Genomic DNA, 17,079 nt, shown 5'->3' on the forward strand with positions numbered 1-17,079 from the left:
TTTCCCGGACAGCCCATGCGTTTGCTGCACACCTCCGATTGGCACTTGGGCCAATCGCTGCACGGCCAAGACCGTGACTACGAACACACCTGTTTTCTTAAATGGTTGCTCGGCCGCGTGGTGGCGCTGCGCCCTGACGCGCTGTTGGTGGCCGGCGACATCTTCGACACCGTGAACCCGCCACTGAAGGCCCAGGAGCGGCTGTACGAATTTATCGTGGCCGCCCACGAGCAATTGCCGAGCCTGACCATCGTGATGATCGCCGGCAACCACGACTCCGGCTCACGCATCGAACTGCCGGCACCGCTGATGCGGCGCTTGCGCGCTCACGCCTTGGGCCGGCTGCTGTGGCTGGACGACGGCGAACTTGACACCGAGCGGTTGCTGATACCGTTGCCAGGCAAGCGCGGCAAGGTGCTGGGCTGGTGCTTGGCGCTGCCGTTCTTGCGCCCCGCGGAGGTCACCGGCGGCGTGCTGGGCGACGACTACCTGAGCGGCATCGCCACGGTGCATGCGCGCCTGATCGCCGCCGCCAACGCCAAACGCAAGCGTGGCCAAGCCCTGGTCGCCATCAGCCACGCGCACATGGCCGGCGGCAGCGTGTCGCTGGATTCCGAACGCAGCCTGGTCATCGGCAGCGCCGAGGCCCTGCCAGCCAGCCTGTTCGACAGCAGCGTCGACTACGTTGCCCTTGGCCACCTGCACAAGCCGCAACGGGTCAACGCAGACTTTCGTTTACGCTACAGCGGCTCGCCCATTCCGTTGTCGTTCTCCGAAGTCGACTACCCACACCAGGTGTTGCAGGTCGATTTCGACGACAAGGGCAAACTGGTCGACGTACACGCCCTGCGCGTGCCCCGCGCGGTGGAACTCAAGCGCGTGGGCCCGGCACCGTTGCCGCAGGTGCTGGCGCAACTGGCGGAGCTGCCCGCGCCGGGCTTGCTCGCCGAAGACGTGCACCTGCCATGGCTCGAAGTCCGGGTTAGCCTCGACCAGCCCCAACCCGACCTGCGCCAGCAGGTGGAAACCGCGCTGCTGGGCAAGGCCGCGCGGTTGGTGCGCATTGCGGCCGAATACCAGGGCGGCATCCGTGCCCAGGAAGCCGATGGGGCGTTGCTCGAACTGGACCAAATGACCCCACAGGAACTGTTCGCCCGCGCCTGGCACGACCAGTACGGCAGCGAGGCCGATGAACAGGCACTGAACGATTTCGCCCTGCTGTTGCAGGAAGTGCAACTGGAGGACGACGACACATGAAAATCCTGGCCATCCGCCTGAAGAACCTGGCTTCCCTCGCAGGGCCGGTGACCCTCGATTTCACGGCCGAGCCCTTGGCCAGCGCCGGCCTGTTCGCCATCACCGGCCCCACCGGCGCGGGCAAGAGTACGATCCTCGACGCCCTGTGCCTGGCGTTGTTCGGCGCCGTACCGCGATTGGGCGACATCACCCCTAGCGCCAAGGTGCCAGACGCCGAGGGCGAGATTGGCACCAGCGACCCGCGCACACTGCTGCGCCGCGGCACCGGCGCCGGCTTCGCCGAAGTCGACTTCGTCGGCGTCGACGGGCGCCGCTACCGCGCGCGCTGGGAAGCCAACCGTGCCCGTGACAAGGCCGACGGCAAGTTGCAGGCCAGCCGCCAGAGCCTTACCGACCTGGATGCCAAGCAACTGTTGGCCAGCCAGAAAGGCGAATACAAAACCCAGCTCGAAACCCGCCTGGGGCTGAACTTCGCCCAGTTCACCCGCGCGGTGTTGCTGGCACAGAGTGACTTCAGCGCATTCCTCAAGGCCGACGATAACGAGCGCAGCGAACTGCTGGAAAAACTCACCGACACCGGGCTGTACACCCGCCTGGGCCGGCGTGCATTCGACAAGGCCAAGGCCACGCGCCTTGCCCTCGACGCGCTACAGGCCGAGGCCCGCGGCGTAGCACCACTTGAGGCCGAGGCGCGGCAAGCGCTGGAGGCCGAGTTGGCCCAGGCCAGCGGCGCGCTGAAGGCCGCTGCCGTGCAGCAGCGCCAGGCCGAGCAGGCACAGCAGTGGTACCTCGAAGGCGACCGCTTGGCCGAACTCAAGGCCCAGGCCTATGCCGAGTGCGCCGCCGCCAGCGCCGCCCTTGAGGGTTTGGCCGGCGAACGCCACGACCTGCACCTGTTGGAACAATTGGCCCCGCAGCGGCACCTGTTCGCCCGCCAGCAGCACAGCCAAGCACAATTGGCCACGTGGCAAGCGCAACACGCTGAACATGCCCAAGCCCTGGCGGTGCAGCGCGAGGCCTGGGCCGGCTTGCAACAGCAACAGGCGGCCTTGCAAAGCGCCGTGGAACAGGCCGAACAGGCCCAGCAGGCCGCCGCGCCAGCGTTGCGCCAAGCCTTCGACGAAAGCCATGGGCTGGCCACCCTCGAGCATGATCGCAGCCCCCTGGCCGAGGCCGTGGAGCAGGCCCGCCAGGCCGTTGCCAGCGATGCCGAGCACCTGCAGCAACTGCGCGAGCGCCAGGCTCACAGCGAGCAACGCTTGGCGCAATTGGCTGAGCAACTGGCCCACAGCACCGCACTGGCGCAGTTGGCCGATACCTGGGCAGTGCAGCGCCCACGCTTGCAGCAGGCACTGGCCATCGCGGCCCGCCTGGCCCAGGGCGACAGCGAACGGCCGGCGCTACAGCACGCCGCCGAGCAGGCCGCAGGGGAGATGCGGCGGCTGCAACAGGCCCTGGATGAGCTGTACCGCGAGGCGGGCGGCCAGCCACACGAGTTGGGCGAACGGCTGCACATCCTCACCCAGTTGCTCGCCGAAAACCGCACCCAGTTGCGCGACACCGAAGCCCTGGAGCGCGCCTGGCAGCAGGTGGCCGACTATGACCTGCGCTTGGCGCAATTGGCCCTGCAGCAACAACGCCTGGGCGAACAACGCCAAGCGCGCACCGACGAAGGCCTGGCGGTGCGCAAACAGCACGAAACCGCCAGCGCCGCGCTGGAGCTGACCCTACGCTTGATCGAACGCCAGCGCCTGGCGCGCGATAGCAGCGTCGAGGCGCTGCGCCAGCACCTGCAGCCCGAGCAGCCGTGCCCAGTGTGTGGCAGCCTCGAACACCCCTGGCACCAGCCCGAGCCATTGATGGCCGCCATCGCCGGGCAAGATGCGGTCGAAGAACAGCAGGCCCGCCAACAGGTAGAGCAATGCTCCAACCGCTTGGCCGAGTTGCGCGCTGAAGTTGCCGGGTTGATCGAACAGCAAAAACAGCTGCGCGAGCAAGAGCAGCCCCTGCAGCAACAGCGCCAAGCCTGCCAGGTGCAACTCGAGCAAATGCCGCTGTACGCGCGCCTTGCCCAGTTGCCCACCGCCGAACAGGGCGCGCGCTTGGTGCAGCGCCGTGAACGGCTCGGCCAGCAAATCGCCGGCGACGAACAGCAACAAGCGCAATTGATGCAGTGGCAACAGCAGACCGGGCAATTGCAGCAACACCTACGCCAAGCAGAGCAGGCCGCCCAGGCCAGCCAGCAGCAATGGGATGACCACCTCAAGCAACTGGCCAGCGACCGCCAACGCCTGGATGAAGAACTGGCAAGCTTGGCCCAAACACTGCCACAAGCCGAACGCGACGCCCTGCTGGCCAACCCCGCCGAGGCGTTCATGGCCCTCGACCAGCGGGTGGCGGCGCGCCTTGAACAACTGCGCCAGCAGCTCGACGAGCAACAGGAACACCGCGAACGCGAGCAACGCTTACAACTGCACAGCAGCGGGCAACAGGCTCGCGAACAACAATTGAACGCCCAACACGCGCAACTGGCCGCGTTGGACGCCAAGCGCGAGGCTGCCCAGCAGCGCTTGGCTGGCCTGTTGGCCGGCCAGCCAAGCCCCAGCGCCTGGCAACAGCAGTTGGAACAGGCCGTGGCCAGCGCCCGCCAAGCCCTGGCGCAGTGCAGTGAACACTGCCAGGCCGCACACACCGATGGGGTACGCCTGGACAGCGAACTCAGTGCCCTACAGGCGCAAGTCGCGGGCGAACAGGCCAATGCCCAGGCCCTCGGCCAAGCCCTGGCCGAATGGCGCGCACAACACCCGCAGCTCGACGATGCCACCCTCGCCCGCTTGCTGGCCTGCGACGACGCCCACACCCAAGCCCTGCGCGGGCGCCAACACAGCGCGCACACCGCCCTGGCCCAAGCGCAGGCACTGCTGCAAGAACGTGAACAACGCTGGCAAGCGCACCAGGGCCAAGCCGCTGACGCGCCGCCACGGGAGGCCCTGGAACAGCAACTGGTGCACCTGCGAAGCACCACCGAGCAGCTCGAACACACCTGCGCCAGCCTGCGGGCCCGCCAACTCGACGACCAACGCCGCCATCAGCAACACCAGGCCCTGCTCGCTCGTACTGTTGAGGCCCAGGCGCAGATGCAACGCTGGGGGCGATTGTCGGCGTTGATCGGTTCGGCCGAAGGTGAGCGCTTTCGCAAGATCGCCCAGGCATACAACCTCGACATGTTGGTGCAACACGCCAACCTGCAACTGCGCCAACTGGTCAAGCGCTACCGCTTACGGCGCGGCGGCAGCCTGTTGGGGCTACTGGTGGTCGACACCGAAATGGGCGACGAAACCCGCTCGGTGCACTCGCTGTCCGGCGGCGAAACCTTCTTGGTGTCACTGGCCTTGGCGCTGGGCCTGGCGTCGATGGCGTCGAGCACACTGAAGATCGAGTCGCTGTTCATTGACGAAGGCTTCGGCAGCCTCGACCCCGAGTCGCTGCAACTGGCGATGGACGCCCTCGACAGCCTACAAGCCCAAGGCCGTAAGGTCGCGGTGATCTCCCACGTGCAAGAAATGCACGAACGCATCCCGGTGCAAATCCAGGTGCGCCGCCAAGGCAACGGCCTGAGCGTGGTCGAAGCCGTGGGCACGGGGTCGGTTTAAGGGCAAGGGCGGGCGGCTGGCGCGGGGGGCAACGGGCCGTTGCCGCCCGCGCCAGGCTGCACCGCCAGGCCAGGGCAGCCCGCTGCCGGGATAATAAAAAACTAAACCGTGCAGCAAATCAACGTGTTAGCGGTCTGAGCGAAAGTTTTCCGACAACCCGTTGCAAAAAGGCGCGCAGATAAATACTGTACGCCCATACAGCAACATAAGGATGCACTTGCGTGAATGACCTTGCCGCCAGCAGCTACGAGCAACTCGGGCTGCGCGTTCAGAAAATCATCAACTCCACCACTGCCCAGACTTCACGCAGTGCCCTGTTATTCCGGGAGGCGCAGGAGTCGCCCGAAGACTGGAAGCGCCTGCTCGATGAAATCGGCGAAAACGACAACGTAACACTGGCCTGGCGCGATGACGGCGGCATCCAGTTGTTCTGGACGGTGCAGCGCGATGATTGACCGCTTGCGCCTGCGCCACCTCGCCCCGCTCGGCCTGCTATGGCTGGCCCTGGCCGCCCAGGCCGATGCCCCGCGCACCTTTGCCGAGGCCAAAAAGGTTGCCTGGAAGCTCTACGCCCCGCAATCGACCGAGTTCTATTGTGGGTGCAAGTACAGCGGCAACCGCGTCGACCTGCAAAGCTGCGGTTACGTCCCCCGCAAAAACGCCGCCCGCGCCAAGCGGGTGGAGTGGGAACACATCATGCCGGCCTGGCAGATCGGCCACCAGCGCCAATGTTGGCAGCATGGCGGGCGGCAAAACTGCACGCGCCACGACGCTATCTACCAGCGCGCCGAAGCCGACCTGTTCAACCTGGTGCCAAGCATCGGCGAGGTGAACGGCGACCGCAATAACTTTGGCTTCGGCTGGCTGCCCGAGCAACGCGGGCAATACGGCGCGTGCCTGACCCAGGTCGACTTCAAGGCGAAAAAGGTGATGCCGCGCCCTTCCATCCGCGGCATGATCGCTCGCACCTACTTCTACATGAGCAAACGTTACGGCCTGCGTTTGTCCAAGCAAGACACCCGGTTGTACCAAGCCTGGAGCAACACCTACCCGGTCGAAGCGTGGGAGCGTGCGCGCAACCAACAGGTGGCCTGCGTGATGGGCCACGGCAACGAGTTCGTGGGTGCGGTGGACCTCAAGCGCTGCGAACGGGGGTGATCACTGGCCAGCCGGTGGTACGCCGCCCGCGGGCGCCAAGGCCGGTTGCAGGGGCAAAGCGCAACCGGCCACATGAAGGCCATGGTTTTTTTTGTTAACCTTCGCCCTCCGCCAGCCGCAGCGCCCCCCATGGTCAAGAAAACCCGCAGCCACCTCGAGCCCAATAGCGCCTATGCCCCCACCTTGATCGACGTGGCCCAGGTTGCCGGTGTTTCGCCGATCACCGTGTCACGCGCGCTGCACCGGCCGGAGATCGTCAGCGAAAGGGCGCGGCAGAAGGTGCTCGCGGCGGTGGAAAAAACCGGTTATGTGCCCAACCAATTAGCCGGAAGCCTGGCCAGTAACCGCAGCCGGCTGGTGGCCATCTTTTTGCCGACCATCGCCAACTCGATTTTCGCCGACACCGTACAGGCGCTGATGGACCGCCTGACGCTCGCCGGCTACCAAACGCTGCTGGGCCTGACCGGCTACTCGGCCGAGCGCGAAGAAAAGCTGTTGGATGCGGTGCTGGGCCGGCGCCCAGATGGCATCGTGCTCACCGGCACCCTGCACACCGAATCCAGCCGGCAACGCTTGGCCCGCTCCGGGGTGCCGGTGGTGGAGGCCTGGGACTTGGCCGAGGCGCCGCTGGACATGCTCGTGGGGTTCTCCCACGAAGCCGTGGGCCAGGCTATCGCCGAGCATTTGCTGGGCAGGGGCTACCAACGTTTCGGCATCATCAGCGTGGCCGACCCGCGCGGCCTGCGCCGCTGCCACAGCGTGCTGCACACTCTGCGCCGCCACGGCGTGGAAGCTGCGCCGCTGGAGGCGATCACCCCGCCGGCCACCCTGGAGGTGGGCCGCGAAGGCTTGCGCCGCCTGCTCAGCCGCGCCCAGCCACCGCAGGTGGTGGTGTGCAGTTCCGACACCATCGCCCAAGGCGTGCTGGCCGAAGCGGCCAGCCGCGGCTTGCGCGTGCCGCAAGACCTCGCCGTGATGGGCTTTGGCGACCTCTCCAGCGCGGCGCAGGTACACCCACCGTTGTCTACCGTGCGGGTAGACGGCGGGCGTATCGGCGAAGAGGTAGCCAATGGTTTGTTGGCCCGCTTCGAAGGCCGCGATGCCGGCCAGCCGCCGCTGCGCCTCGATACCGGTTTCACCCTGATCGACCGCGCCAGCACCTGAGCACCCTGGCCCTTCAGGCCACCCATGCTCAAGCCACTGGTCTAGTCATTCAACCCCCTCGGCGCCAGCGCTTCGACCCGTTCAGGCGGGCCCGGGTCGAAACGCTACCCAGGGGCTTATTTGGGCTCGGCCGGGTGCGGAACCACGGCCGACTCGATGCCTTGCGAGGCCATCAGTTCGGCCTTTTTCGCCTCGGCTTCGGCCTGGGTCGAAAAAGGCCCCAGGTACACTTCGGTTTTGCCGTTGCGGGTCGCCACATTGGCCACGAAGCCTCTTTCCAGCAGGCGTGAGGTCATGTCGCTAAGCGCCCCCATGGCGCTGTCGGCAATGCGCACTTCCCAGCCATTGCTGGCAGCGGCGCTGGCCGGTTCTGCCGGTTCTGCCGGCGGCGGCGAGCCGCATACGGTACGCACCGCCTGGTTATTGCCATCGGTATCGATGATCGCGTGGTAACCGTCTTCGGCCTTGATCGCCACGTAGCTCTGGTAGCCGGTGTAATTACCAGTGGCATCCTTGCCACGGACTTGCCCGCACACGTTACCGTGGGCCAGCGGGCGCACGTTGGTGAACTTGGCCGTCGAGGGGTTTTGCAGCAGTGCCGCCACTGCTTTGTGGGCTTCTTCGATATCGCTGCCACAACCGGCCAGGGCCGCCAGGGCGGCGATCACCATCAACTTGCGCACGGGACCTCCGCGAGGGTCGTTAAAAGCGCCGATTCTACCATTAAGGCGCGGCCGGGTATGTGGCATCATGGCGCCTTTGCTCGCCACCTGCCGAGGTTGCCCGATGATCGCCAAAGAAAACCGCCACCAGGCAGCCCTGGACCGCTACCTGGCACAACACCCCGAATTGGCCGAAGAAATCGCCGCCCTAAGCGAGCCTGAACAACGCCAGCAGATCGAATGGGCGTTCGAAGACGCCGCCGGCGAGCGCGGCCTGCAAGCCTGGGAATACGCCCTGGAGCTGATCGCCGAAAGCCCGGAGGCATTAGCCGTGATGCGCCTGGAAACCCACCGCGAAGTGGCCGAGGCGCTGGGCATGAGTTGGGAAGAATACTGCCAGTTCAACGACGTGCAGGGGCACGCCTAACACGGCAGCAGCGCCGCGCCTTGGCCGGCTTCGATCGCCACCCGCTGCAACACCCAGTCGATGAACACCCGCAGCCGTGGGGAGTGGTGCCGGTGCGGTGGGTACACTACCGCGATGGGCCAGTGTGGCACCGGCAGGGCCGGCAACACCGGTACCAAGCTGCCAGCCTCGAGGGCCTGCTCCACGTGGTAGCGCGGCAGTTGCACCAAGCCAAAACCGGCCACCGCCGCACCCACGTAAGCATCGGCGTTATCCACACTGATCACCCCCGGCAGGCTTACCTGCACCGGTTTGGCCCCGCGCTCGAATACCAACGGAAAGTACTGCCCGTTGCTGGCAGGGAAATTCACCATCAGGTGGCCATGCTGCAGGGCCTCCCAGCGCTGCGGGGTGCCGTGGCGGGCAAGGTACCCAGGGCTGGCGCAGGTCAACTGCGGCACCCGTGCCACCGGCCGCGCCACCAGGCCCGGATCACCCACGGTGCCGGCGCGTAGCGCGCAATCGACGCCTTCGCGTTGCAGGTGCACATGGCGGTCGTTGAAGCCCAGGTCCAGTTGCATGTTCGGGTAGCGCGCGTAAAAGTCGGCCAGGTGCGGCACCACCCAGCGGCACCCGAATGCCGCGGGCAGGTCTACCCGCAGCACCCCGCGCGGGCCGCCGTCGCGCGCAGCCACTTCGCTTTCCAAGTCGTCGAGGTCGGCCAACAGCTGTTGGCAGCGCTGGTAGTAGCGCTGCCCCTCCAGCGTCGCCCGCACTCGCCGGGTGGTGCGCTGCAGCAACTGCATACCCAAATGGCTTTCGAGCTGCTGGATGGCCAGGCTCACGCTGGCACGGGGCAGGCTCAGGGCGTCGGCGGCCTTGCCGAAGCCACCGAGTTCGATGATGCGGCAGTACACCTGCATCGCTTGCAACCGATCCACAGGCACGCTCCATTATTCGTGAAACCTGAATAGTTAAATCAAGAATGCCGGGTTTATCCAGAAAACCTCAAGCGCGACACTGCCCAGGTAGTGCTGATACCCATGCTTATACACAGTACCCACGCGAGGAGAACACCACGATGAAGACCCGCCAACTCGGCCAGTACGGCCCACAGGTTTCGGCCATCGGGCTGGGCTGCATGGGCATGTCTGACTTCTACACCACCGGGCTCGACGAGGGCGAGGCGCTGGCAACGCTTGAGCGAGCGCTGGAGCTGGGCATCAATTTCTTCGACACCGCCGACATGTATGGCCCGCACACTAACGAGCAACTGCTGGGGCGGTTCCTGGTTGGGCGCCGCGAGCAGGTAGTGCTGGCCAGCAAGTTTGGCATCGTGCGCAGCGACGACCCGCACAGCCGCGGCGTGAACGGCCGCCCCGAATATGTGCGCCAGGCCATCGACGCCAGCCTTCAGCGCCTGGGTACGGATTACCTGGACGTGTATTACCAGCACCGTATCGACCCGCAGGTGCCCATCGAAGACACCGTGGGCGCCATGGCCGAACTAGTGGCCGCCGGCAAGGTACGCCACATTGGCATCAGCGAAGCCAGCGCCGCCACCATCGAGCGGGCGCACAAGGTTCACCCCCTGGCAGCGGTGCAGTCGGAATACTCGTTGTGGTCCCGCGACCCGGAACACAACGAAGTGCTGAGCACGTGCCAGCGCCTGGGCATTGCCTTCGTAGCGTACAGCCCGCTGGGGCGCGGTTTCTTGACCGGTGAGCTGCGCAGCCCGGAGGATTTCGCTGCCGATGACTACCGACGCTTCAGCCCGCGCTTCCAGGGTGGGAACTTCGCCCGCAACCTGGCGTTGGTCGACCATGTAAGAGCCCTGGCCGCGCGCAAAGGCATCAGCGCGGCACAGTTGGCGCTGGCGTGGGTACTGGCCCAAGGCGAGGGGGTTATCCCGATCCCCGGCACCAAGCAACGGCGTTACCTGCAAAGTAACGCCGCCGCGGTGGAGGTACCGCTCAGCCCTACGGAGCTTGCGGAACTGGAGGCGATATTTCCGCCCAGTGGCGCGGTGGCTGGCGGCCGTTACAGCGACGAGGCCATGCAACTGCTCAACGGCTGAGTGCCCGTTCGTCCACCACGGGCAACTGGCGGATGAAAACGTGGGCCTACACCTAGGCATTCACGCAAATGAGGTGAGCACCATGTTCAGCCTATTGAACAACCGGGCCCCCGCTGTGGCGCTGGCAGCACTGATGCTGCTGCCGGCTGCTGTCTCCTACTCGGCCCACGCCGACACCGCACCGGTAAGCCCCGCAAGCCCTGAACCCCCAGCCCTGCAAGGTAACCCCGGCGGCGAACCGGCCTTGCCGGGTAACCCGCAGGCGCCGGATAACCCCGCCAAAGGCCAGACGGACCCCAGCAGCGCCGATGGCGCCCTGGACCTGGGGCCGATGCAAAAGGAAAAAAACCAGGCAACGCCCTATAACCAGGAACAGCCGCAGAAGCCGCCACAGGAACCTAGCAGCAAGCCTTGACGCCGCGGCATACGCCTGTGCGGTAGGTGTAGGCCGCAAGGCGGTTGGCCCCCAACGCGTCCCTTTCCCAAACGCAAAAGGGCGACCCTATCGGGTCGCCCTTTTCCAGTGCCCGCTAATCGGGGCTTCGATTTGGTAGGCACAATTGGACTCGAACCAACGACCCCCACCATGTCAAGGTGGTGCTCTAACCAACTGAGCTATGTGCCTGCTGTGAGGCGGCATTTTACGGACTGCCGCTGGGCTGTCAACGGTTTTTTTACCTAACTGCCTGATACACCAGCTGTTTATGCCGATAGCCCGGGCGGGCGCTGAACTGGCGGTGTTTTACAAATTCAGGTACGATTTGCTCATTCGTCAATAATTTTAAACAGAGGTTGCCGGATGGCGCACATACCCTACCCACCGTCTTATTATGCGGCGTCCGCCAACCCTGCCCCGCTACGCGATGAGCTACAAGCCGATATCCAAGCCGATGTGTGCATCGTCGGGGCAGGTTACACCGGCCTTTCCAGTGCCTTGTTCTTGCTCGAGCAGGGCTTTTCCGTGGCCATTGTCGAAGCTGCCCGCGTAGGCTTCGGCGCCTCCGGGCGCAACGGTGGGCAAATTGTAAACAGCTATAGCCGCGATATCGACGTGATCGAACGCAGCGTGGGCGCCCGCCATGCCCAGTTGTTCGGCGAAATGGCCTTCGAGGGTGGGCGCATCATTCGTGAACGGGTTGCGCGCTACAACATTGCCTGCGACTTGAAAGACGGTGGCGTGTTCGCCGCCCTGGGCGCCAAGCAGATGGGCCACCTCGAAGCACAAAAACGCCTGCGGGAACGCTACGGCCATCAGCAGTTGGAGCTGCTCGACCGGGTTCGCATCCGTGACGTGGTCGGCAGCGACCATTACGTAGGGGGCCTGCTCGACCTGAGCGGCGGCCACATCCACCCGCTTAACCTGGCCCTGGGCGAGGCGGCCGCGGTGGAATCATTAGGCGGGCGGATTTTCGAACAGTCACCGGCCACCCGCATCGAGCGCGGCGCCAACCCGGTGGTGCATACGGCCAGGGGTAAGGTGCGCGCCAAGTTCGTGATCGTTGCCGGTAACGCGTACTTGGGCAATTTGGTCCCAGAACTGGCCGCGAAGTCGATGCCCTGCGGCACCCAGGTCATCGCTACCGAGCCCTTGGACGAAGCATTGGCGCGCAGCCTGCTGCCGCAAGACTACTGCGTCGAAGACTGCAACTACCTGCTCGACTACTACCGCCTCTCGGCAGACAACCGGCTGATCTTCGGCGGTGGCGTGGTGTATGGCGCGCGCGACCCGGCCAACATCGAGGCGATCATCCGGCCCAAGCTGCTCAAGGTGTTCCCGCAGTTGGCCAAGGTCAAGGTCGAGTTCGCCTGGACCGGCAACTTCTTGCTGACGCTGTCGCGCCTGCCGCAAGTGGGCCGCCTGGGCGATACGGTGTATTACTCCCAGGGCTGCAGCGGCCATGGCGTGACCTACACCCACCTGGCTGGGAAGATTCTCGCCGAAGCCTTACGTGGCCAGGCCGAGCGCTTCGACGCCTTTGCCAGCTTGCCGCATTATCCGTTCCCGGGCGGGCGCGCGCTGGGTGCCCCGCTGACCGCCCTGGGCGCGTGGTATTACACCCTGCGCGACAAGCTCGGGGTCTGATCAGCGCGCTTCCAGCGTGCGGGTGGCTTGGGCGGCGGCTTGTTCCTGCCCGGCTTGGGCCAGCTTGCCGGCCGCCTCGCGCCAACGTGTGGCATCGACATGGGCCGGCAACTGGCGGGGAGACTGCACCAGCACTGCCCAATGCTGCTGCTTGGCCCAGGCCGAGGTGAAGTCGCTGATGGGCATGCGCAGCCGGCGCTGCTCGCCCGCGCGCAGGATCACTTCTTTGTGGTAGCGATCAAAGCCCACCAACAGTGCATAGCGTGGCTGGCTCCAGAACATGGAGCCTTCGTCGTACCGCACCAGTACCGGAAACCCCGCCGCGACCTGGAACATCAGCGCCTCCAGCTTCGGCTCCAACGGGTACACCACCATGCCGTATTCACGGGCGGCATTGCTGATCGCTTCATTGAGTTGCCCATGCTGCTGGTCGAGCTTGAGGGCCGGTTCCACCAACCCTGGGGTCACGGTTACGCCCTGCTGGCGCAGCGCAGCGGCCAGCACTTCGGGGGCGCTTTGGTCATCTCGGCCACGATAGAACGGTACGCCGCCCAGCTCGACTTTGTCCGGCAGGCCGGCGATTGGGGTGGGTGGCACCAGCGGCGCCGGCTTGGAACTGCAACCGGCCATGGCCAGCGCCAAGGCAAGCCCGGCGGCCAACCTCAGCCGGTACGCAAAGGGAGAATACTGGGGCGCCATCACAACTCTCGTATCCGCTGCCGGGCGGGGGTGCCCGGCTCATTGGCCGAGATAATAGGCACCCTGGCGGCATAGGTACAGCCTACCGCCAGTCACATGCATGAAACATACGGGCCATTAAGCTGCTCTATAGGTGTAATGGCAGCGTTTGTCGCATACAGGAGGCCTGATGATGAGCCTGACCATGGCGATCACCCTGATGCTCGGCGCCTGGTTGCTCGCGGCAGCAGCCATGCTCTGGGGGGTACTGCGCATTTCCCGCCACCACCGCCGGGCACCTCACCGGCCAGCCGCCACGCCCGCCGAGAACGCCGCTGCCCCGAGCAAGGCGCCACGGCGAACCGCCGGGGCTCAATGAGCCGCCTCAGGCCAATGGTTCGCCGCCGCCTGAACGCCGCTGGCGCGCCCGCCGGGCCCAGATGTTCAAGCACTCGATAGCCGCCGAGAACGCCATAGCCGTATAGATATAGCCCTTAGGCACATGGGCGCCGAAGCCCTCGGCGATCAGCGTCATGCCGATCATGATCAAAAAACCCAGGGCCAGCATCACCACGGTGGGGTTGTCGTTGATGAACTTGGCCAGCGGCTCGGACGCCAGCAGCATCACCAGCACCGCTGCGATTACGGCGATCACCATGATCGGTAAGTGAGCCGTCATGCCGACGGCGGTAACGATACTGTCGATCGAGAACACAAGGTCCAGCACCAGGATTTGCCCGATGGCGGCGGCAAAGCCGAGGGCGACCGTATTGCTGGCGTTGTCTTCCTGCTTGGCCGTGGGGTCCACACTGTGGTGGATCTCGGTGGTGGCCTTCCACACCAGGAACAAGCCCCCGGCAATCAGGATCATGTCTTTCCACGAGAACGCCTGCCCGGCGACCTGGAACACCGGCTCGGTGAGCGTGACGATGAACGCCACGGTGCTGAGCAACCCCAGGCGCAGCACCAGTGCCATGCTGATGCCGACACGCCGGGCCTTGGTGCGGTATTGCACAGGCAGCTTGTTGGTCAGGATAGAGATGAAAATGAGGTTATCGATGCCCAGTACGATTTCCATGGCCACCAGCGTGGCCAGGGCTAACCAAGCCGCGGGGCTCGCGGCGAGTTCCAATAAATAATCCATGAGGCAAACTCGACGTAGGGGTGATTGGCGTGGGATTCTAGCCAGCCGTATACTTCCTGAAAATTCGTATTTTTAGCGAGGAAGCTTCGGTTTTAACGAAGTATTCGTATGCTCAATTATCGCCAACTGTATTATTTTTGGAGGGTCGCGCGCACCGGCTCGATCGCCCGCGCCTGCGACCAGTTGAACCTTACCCCGCAAACGGTCAGCGGCCAGCTTAGCGTGCTGGAACAGCACTTGGGCGTGCCGTTGTTCCAAAAAGCCGGGCGCCAGTTGGAGCTGACCGACGCTGGCCGCCAGGCGTTACCCTATGCCGAGCGTATCTTCCAGGCCGGCGCCGAACTTGAAGCGTTGCTACGCCACCAACCGGCCGAGCAGCCGCTGCTGTTTCGCGTAGGCGTGGCCGATGTGGTGCCCAAATCCATCGTTTACCGCTTGTTGGCGCCGACCATGGAGTTGCCCGAGCCGCTGCGCATCACCTGCCGCGAAGACAAACTCGAGCGGTTGCTGGCCGACCTGGCCATCCAGCGCCTGGACCTGGTGATTTCCGACAGCCCCATGCCCGCCCACCTGGATATCAAGGGCTATAGCCACAAGTTGGGGGAATGCGGCGTGGCCTTTTTCGCCACCCCTGCCCTGGCCAACGCCCTGCGGGGTAGTTTTCCGCAACATTTGCAGGGCCAGCCACTATTGATTCCTGGCCCCGACAGCGTGGTGCGCAAGCGCTTGCTGCGCTGGTTCGACGAGCAACACATCCAACCCAGGGTAGTCGGCGAATTCGATGACAGCGCGCTGATGCAGGCCTTCGGTGAGTCCGGCGCGGGTATATTCGTGGCCCCCGCGGCCATCGCCGGGCAGGTATGCCGCCAATATGGGGTGATCTGCCTGGGCCATACCGACAGCGTGAATGAATCGTTCTACGCGATCTCGGTGGAACGGCGCATCCGCCACCCGGCCATCGTCGCCCTGAACGAAGGCGCCCGCCGGGAACTGTTCCACCAACCTTGAATACGCTTTCCCGGCATGGGCGCGCAGCCTAAGTGAGTGCGTGTTTCAGAAATACACACAAGCATTCACGTGTGAGTTTTGCTGTCGGGCAAGGCGCCGTGACAAGCCATAGCAGGGCGATGGCCAGCAGGTGTAACGCGACCGTGCGGCAAAAGGCACCGCCAACATTGTGCAGCCAACTTCGGAAACACCATACTAGTGCTTTTGCGCCTGCAGGTATGTGCCCATGAATGACACCCCCACCCCTATTACCGAGCCGCGCTTGACCCCCACCGATGTGCGAGTGCTTGGTGCGCTCGTGGAAAAACAGGCCACCAGCGCCGAAACCTACCCACTCACGCTCAACGCCTTGGTATTGGCGTGCAACCAAAAAACCAGCCGGGAGCCCATTACCCAACTGAACCCGGGCGCAGTCGGCCAGAGCTTGCGCGCCCTGGAACAACGCGGCATGGTTCGGCTGGTGATGGGCAGCCGCGCCGACCGCTGGGAGCACCGGCTCGACAAGGCGCTGGAACTGACCCCGGCACAGCTCACGCTGCTGAGCCTGATGTTCCTGCGCGGCCCGCAAACCCCCAACGAGCTGCTAACCCGCAGCCAACGTTTACATGACTTCGACGATGCCGAACAGGTGGTTCACCAACTGGAGCGCTTGGCCGCCCGTAGCTTGGCAGTGCTGATCGGCCGCCAACCCGGCCAGCGCGAAGACCGCTACACCCACGGCCTGGGCGACTTGGCCGAGGCCGAGGCAATCATGGCCGCGCGTGCGGCCCATGCACCAGAGCGCGCCGCCGGCGGCATACTGGAGCGCCTGGAAGCCCTCGAGGCGCGGGTGGCGGAGTTGGAAGCGCGCTTGGGCGATGATCAGTAATCGCTGCCGGTACACGCTGTGCCGCATAACGGCGCTTGCAACCTGCTGCTATCTGAATTCAAACCGCGCGGGCAAACGCCACCGCCTCCTCCACTAGCGCCTGCGCCGGGCGCACGCCGGTGTACAGCACGAACTGCTCCAGGGCCTGCAGGGTTGCCACATCCAGGCCGGTGATGGCCGGCTTGCCAAGGCGCTCGGCCAGTTGGACCACTGGCGTACGCGCCGGCAGCGCGACCACGTCGAACACCCAGTCGGCAGCCTCGACGGCGGCGGCTTCGAAGGCCAGGGCGTCGGCGTCGGGCCCGCCGGCCATGCCCAGGGGGGTTACGTTGACCAACAGCGCCGGGCGCAGCGCGCCCAGCGTCGGCTGCCAGTGGTAACCACAGCGCTGCGCCAAGGCCGGGCCGGCCTGCCCATTGCGGGCCACCAGGGTGCCACGGCGAAACGCCGCGTCGCGCAGGGCACAGGCCACGGCCTTGGCCATGCCGCCGCTGCCTTGCAGGGCAAAGGGCATGGCAGGGTCTAGCCCAGGGCGCTGTAGCAATTGCCTGATGGCCAGGTAATCGGTGTTGTAGGCCCTCAAGTAACCGCCATCATTGACGATAGTATTGATCGAGGCGATCGCCGCCGCGGAGGGGTCGAGTTCGTCTACCAGGGCGATACTGGCCTCTTTGAACGGCATCGATACCGCACAACCGCGAATGCCCAAGGCGCGGATACCGCAGATAGCGGCCGGCAGGTCGTGGGTGGTGAACGCTTTGTACAGGTAGTTCAGGTTCAGCCGGCCATAGAGAAAGTTATGGAAACGCGTACCGAAGTTACCGGGCCGCCCGGCCAGGGATATGCATAACTGGGTGTCTTTGTCGGGTACTTTAAGCATCTAAGCATCCTAAAGCAGGCTGTTGATTTTGTAAGTGAAAC

17 protein-coding genes and 1 tRNA gene are annotated in these 17,079 nt (G+C 64.9%); 12 read left to right on the top strand and 6 right to left on the bottom strand.

Going from position 1 to position 17,079, the window contains the following annotated elements:
• The first annotated feature begins 15 nt into the window (after positions 1–15).
• From HAQ05_RS12780 to HAQ05_RS12800, 5 genes are all read left to right on the top strand, one after another.
• On the top strand, positions 16–1,257 hold the full coding sequence (locus HAQ05_RS12780; protein ID WP_190421118.1) for an exonuclease SbcCD subunit D C-terminal domain-containing protein: 1,242 nt from the start codon (positions 16–18) through the stop codon (positions 1,255–1,257).
• Positions 1,254–4,910 (top strand): AAA family ATPase, encoded by a 3,657-nt coding sequence (locus tag HAQ05_RS12785; protein ID WP_190421119.1) that lies wholly within the window; start codon positions 1,254–1,256, stop codon positions 4,908–4,910. Before HAQ05_RS12780 ends, HAQ05_RS12785 begins: the two co-directional genes overlap by 4 nt.
• A gap of 221 nt (positions 4,911–5,131) precedes the next feature.
• A complete protein-coding gene (locus HAQ05_RS12790) occupies positions 5,132–5,365 on the top strand; it encodes a DUF1654 domain-containing protein (RefSeq protein ID WP_190421120.1) in 234 nt (77 codons plus the stop codon).
• Positions 5,358–6,068: an endonuclease gene (locus HAQ05_RS12795; RefSeq protein ID WP_190421121.1), complete on the top strand. Its 711-nt coding sequence runs from the start codon at positions 5,358–5,360 to the stop codon at positions 6,066–6,068. The genes HAQ05_RS12790 and HAQ05_RS12795 overlap by 8 nt, the downstream gene beginning before the upstream one ends.
• 129 nt (positions 6,069–6,197) lie before the next feature.
• The gene (locus tag HAQ05_RS12800) at positions 6,198–7,232 is read left to right on the top strand and encodes a LacI family DNA-binding transcriptional regulator (protein ID WP_190421122.1); all 1,035 of its coding nucleotides are present in this window, start codon (positions 6,198–6,200) and stop codon (positions 7,230–7,232) included.
• Between the two features lie 116 nt (positions 7,233–7,348).
• Here the strand turns inward: HAQ05_RS12800 and HAQ05_RS12805 are convergent, their stop codons facing one another.
• Complete coding sequence (locus HAQ05_RS12805) at positions 7,349–7,915, bottom strand: SPOR domain-containing protein (RefSeq protein WP_190421123.1); 567 nt, start codon at positions 7,913–7,915, stop codon at positions 7,349–7,351.
• Between the two features lie 103 nt (positions 7,916–8,018).
• On the opposite strand from HAQ05_RS12805, the gene HAQ05_RS12810 reads away from it, so the two are divergent.
• Positions 8,019–8,321 carry a DUF6388 family protein gene (locus HAQ05_RS12810; protein WP_190421125.1) on the top strand — a complete coding sequence of 101 codons (303 nt, stop codon included), beginning with the start codon at positions 8,019–8,021 and terminating at the stop codon, positions 8,319–8,321.
• Here the strand turns inward: HAQ05_RS12810 and HAQ05_RS12815 are convergent.
• Positions 8,318–9,241 carry a LysR substrate-binding domain-containing protein gene (locus HAQ05_RS12815; RefSeq protein ID WP_190421127.1) on the bottom strand — a complete coding sequence of 308 codons (924 nt, stop codon included), beginning with the start codon at positions 9,239–9,241 and terminating at the stop codon, positions 8,318–8,320. The genes HAQ05_RS12810 and HAQ05_RS12815 overlap by 4 nt on opposite strands.
• 140 nt (positions 9,242–9,381) lie before the next feature.
• On the opposite strand from HAQ05_RS12815, the gene HAQ05_RS12820 reads away from it, so the two are divergent.
• Entirely contained in the window at positions 9,382–10,377 is a 996-nt protein-coding gene (locus tag HAQ05_RS12820; protein WP_190421128.1) for an aldo/keto reductase, read from the top strand.
• A gap of 82 nt (positions 10,378–10,459) precedes the next feature.
• Positions 10,460–10,792, top strand: a complete 333-nt coding sequence (locus tag HAQ05_RS12825; protein ID WP_190421129.1) for a hypothetical protein — start codon at positions 10,460–10,462, stop codon at positions 10,790–10,792.
• 133 nt (positions 10,793–10,925) lie between these two features.
• On the opposite strand, the gene HAQ05_RS12830 is transcribed toward HAQ05_RS12825, so the two are convergent.
• Positions 10,926–11,002 (bottom strand) — tRNA-Val (locus tag HAQ05_RS12830).
• A 174-nt stretch (positions 11,003–11,176) separates the two neighbouring features.
• Between HAQ05_RS12830 and HAQ05_RS12835 the strand changes: the two genes are divergently transcribed.
• A complete protein-coding gene (locus HAQ05_RS12835; protein ID WP_190421130.1) occupies positions 11,177–12,460 on the top strand; it encodes an NAD(P)/FAD-dependent oxidoreductase in 1,284 nt (427 codons plus the stop codon).
• On the opposite strand, the gene HAQ05_RS12840 is transcribed toward HAQ05_RS12835, so the two are convergent.
• Positions 12,461–13,159, bottom strand: coding sequence for a peptidase C39 family protein (locus HAQ05_RS12840; protein WP_190421131.1), 699 nt, complete (start codon positions 13,157–13,159; stop codon positions 12,461–12,463).
• Between the two features lie 169 nt (positions 13,160–13,328).
• On the opposite strand from HAQ05_RS12840, the gene HAQ05_RS12845 reads away from it, so the two are divergent.
• Entirely contained in the window at positions 13,329–13,517 is a 189-nt protein-coding gene (locus HAQ05_RS12845) for a hypothetical protein (protein WP_190421228.1), read from the top strand.
• A 6-nt stretch (positions 13,518–13,523) separates the two neighbouring features.
• Here the strand turns inward: HAQ05_RS12845 and HAQ05_RS12850 are convergent, their stop codons facing one another.
• Positions 13,524–14,282, bottom strand: coding sequence for a TerC family protein (locus tag HAQ05_RS12850; RefSeq protein WP_190421132.1), 759 nt, complete (start codon positions 14,280–14,282; stop codon positions 13,524–13,526).
• A 108-nt stretch (positions 14,283–14,390) separates the two neighbouring features.
• Between HAQ05_RS12850 and nhaR the strand changes: the two genes are divergently transcribed.
• Together nhaR and HAQ05_RS12860 are read left to right on the top strand one after the other, a co-directional pair.
• A complete protein-coding gene (gene nhaR, locus HAQ05_RS12855; RefSeq protein ID WP_190421133.1) occupies positions 14,391–15,290 on the top strand; it encodes a transcriptional activator NhaR in 900 nt (299 codons plus the stop codon).
• A 226-nt stretch (positions 15,291–15,516) separates the two neighbouring features.
• Positions 15,517–16,158, top strand: a complete 642-nt coding sequence (locus tag HAQ05_RS12860) for a YceH family protein (protein WP_190421134.1) — start codon at positions 15,517–15,519, stop codon at positions 16,156–16,158.
• Between the two features lie 58 nt (positions 16,159–16,216).
• Here the strand turns inward: HAQ05_RS12860 and HAQ05_RS12865 are convergent, their stop codons facing one another.
• Positions 16,217–17,038, bottom strand: a complete 822-nt coding sequence (locus HAQ05_RS12865) for a shikimate 5-dehydrogenase (protein WP_190421146.1) — start codon at positions 17,036–17,038, stop codon at positions 16,217–16,219.
• Positions 17,039–17,079: the final 41 nt, after the last annotated feature.

The sequence above is a fragment of the Pseudomonas typographi genome, assembly GCF_014694385.1.
Taxonomy (GTDB): Bacteria; Pseudomonadota; Gammaproteobacteria; order Pseudomonadales; family Pseudomonadaceae; genus Aquipseudomonas; species Aquipseudomonas typographi.

Bases quoted from the DNA above. Each gene is read 5' to 3' on its own strand.
- HAQ05_RS12865 (WP_190421146.1), bottom strand. From the start codon at position 17,038: ATGCTTAAAGTACCCGACAAAGACACCCAGTTATGCATATCCCTGGCC.
- HAQ05_RS12825 (WP_190421129.1), top strand. From the start codon at position 10,460: ATGTTCAGCCTATTGAACAACCGGGCCCCCGCTGTGGCGCTGGCAGCA.
- HAQ05_RS12860 (WP_190421134.1), top strand. From the start codon at position 15,517: ATGAATGACACCCCCACCCCTATTACCGAGCCGCGCTTGACCCCCACC.
- HAQ05_RS12810 (WP_190421125.1), top strand. From the start codon at position 8,019: ATGATCGCCAAAGAAAACCGCCACCAGGCAGCCCTGGACCGCTACCTG.
- HAQ05_RS12780 (WP_190421118.1), top strand. From the start codon at position 16: ATGCGTTTGCTGCACACCTCCGATTGGCACTTGGGCCAATCGCTGCAC.
- HAQ05_RS12850 (WP_190421132.1), bottom strand. From the start codon at position 14,282: ATGGATTATTTATTGGAACTCGCCGCGAGCCCCGCGGCTTGGTTAGCC.
- HAQ05_RS12820 (WP_190421128.1), top strand. From the start codon at position 9,382: ATGAAGACCCGCCAACTCGGCCAGTACGGCCCACAGGTTTCGGCCATC.
- HAQ05_RS12835 (WP_190421130.1), top strand. From the start codon at position 11,177: ATGGCGCACATACCCTACCCACCGTCTTATTATGCGGCGTCCGCCAAC.
- nhaR (WP_190421133.1), top strand. From the start codon at position 14,391: ATGCTCAATTATCGCCAACTGTATTATTTTTGGAGGGTCGCGCGCACC.
- HAQ05_RS12785 (WP_190421119.1), top strand. From the start codon at position 1,254: ATGAAAATCCTGGCCATCCGCCTGAAGAACCTGGCTTCCCTCGCAGGG.
- HAQ05_RS12795 (WP_190421121.1), top strand. From the start codon at position 5,358: ATGATTGACCGCTTGCGCCTGCGCCACCTCGCCCCGCTCGGCCTGCTA.
- HAQ05_RS12840 (WP_190421131.1), bottom strand. From the start codon at position 13,159: ATGGCGCCCCAGTATTCTCCCTTTGCGTACCGGCTGAGGTTGGCCGCC.
- HAQ05_RS12800 (WP_190421122.1), top strand. From the start codon at position 6,198: ATGGTCAAGAAAACCCGCAGCCACCTCGAGCCCAATAGCGCCTATGCC.
- HAQ05_RS12845 (WP_190421228.1), top strand. From the start codon at position 13,329: ATGATGAGCCTGACCATGGCGATCACCCTGATGCTCGGCGCCTGGTTG.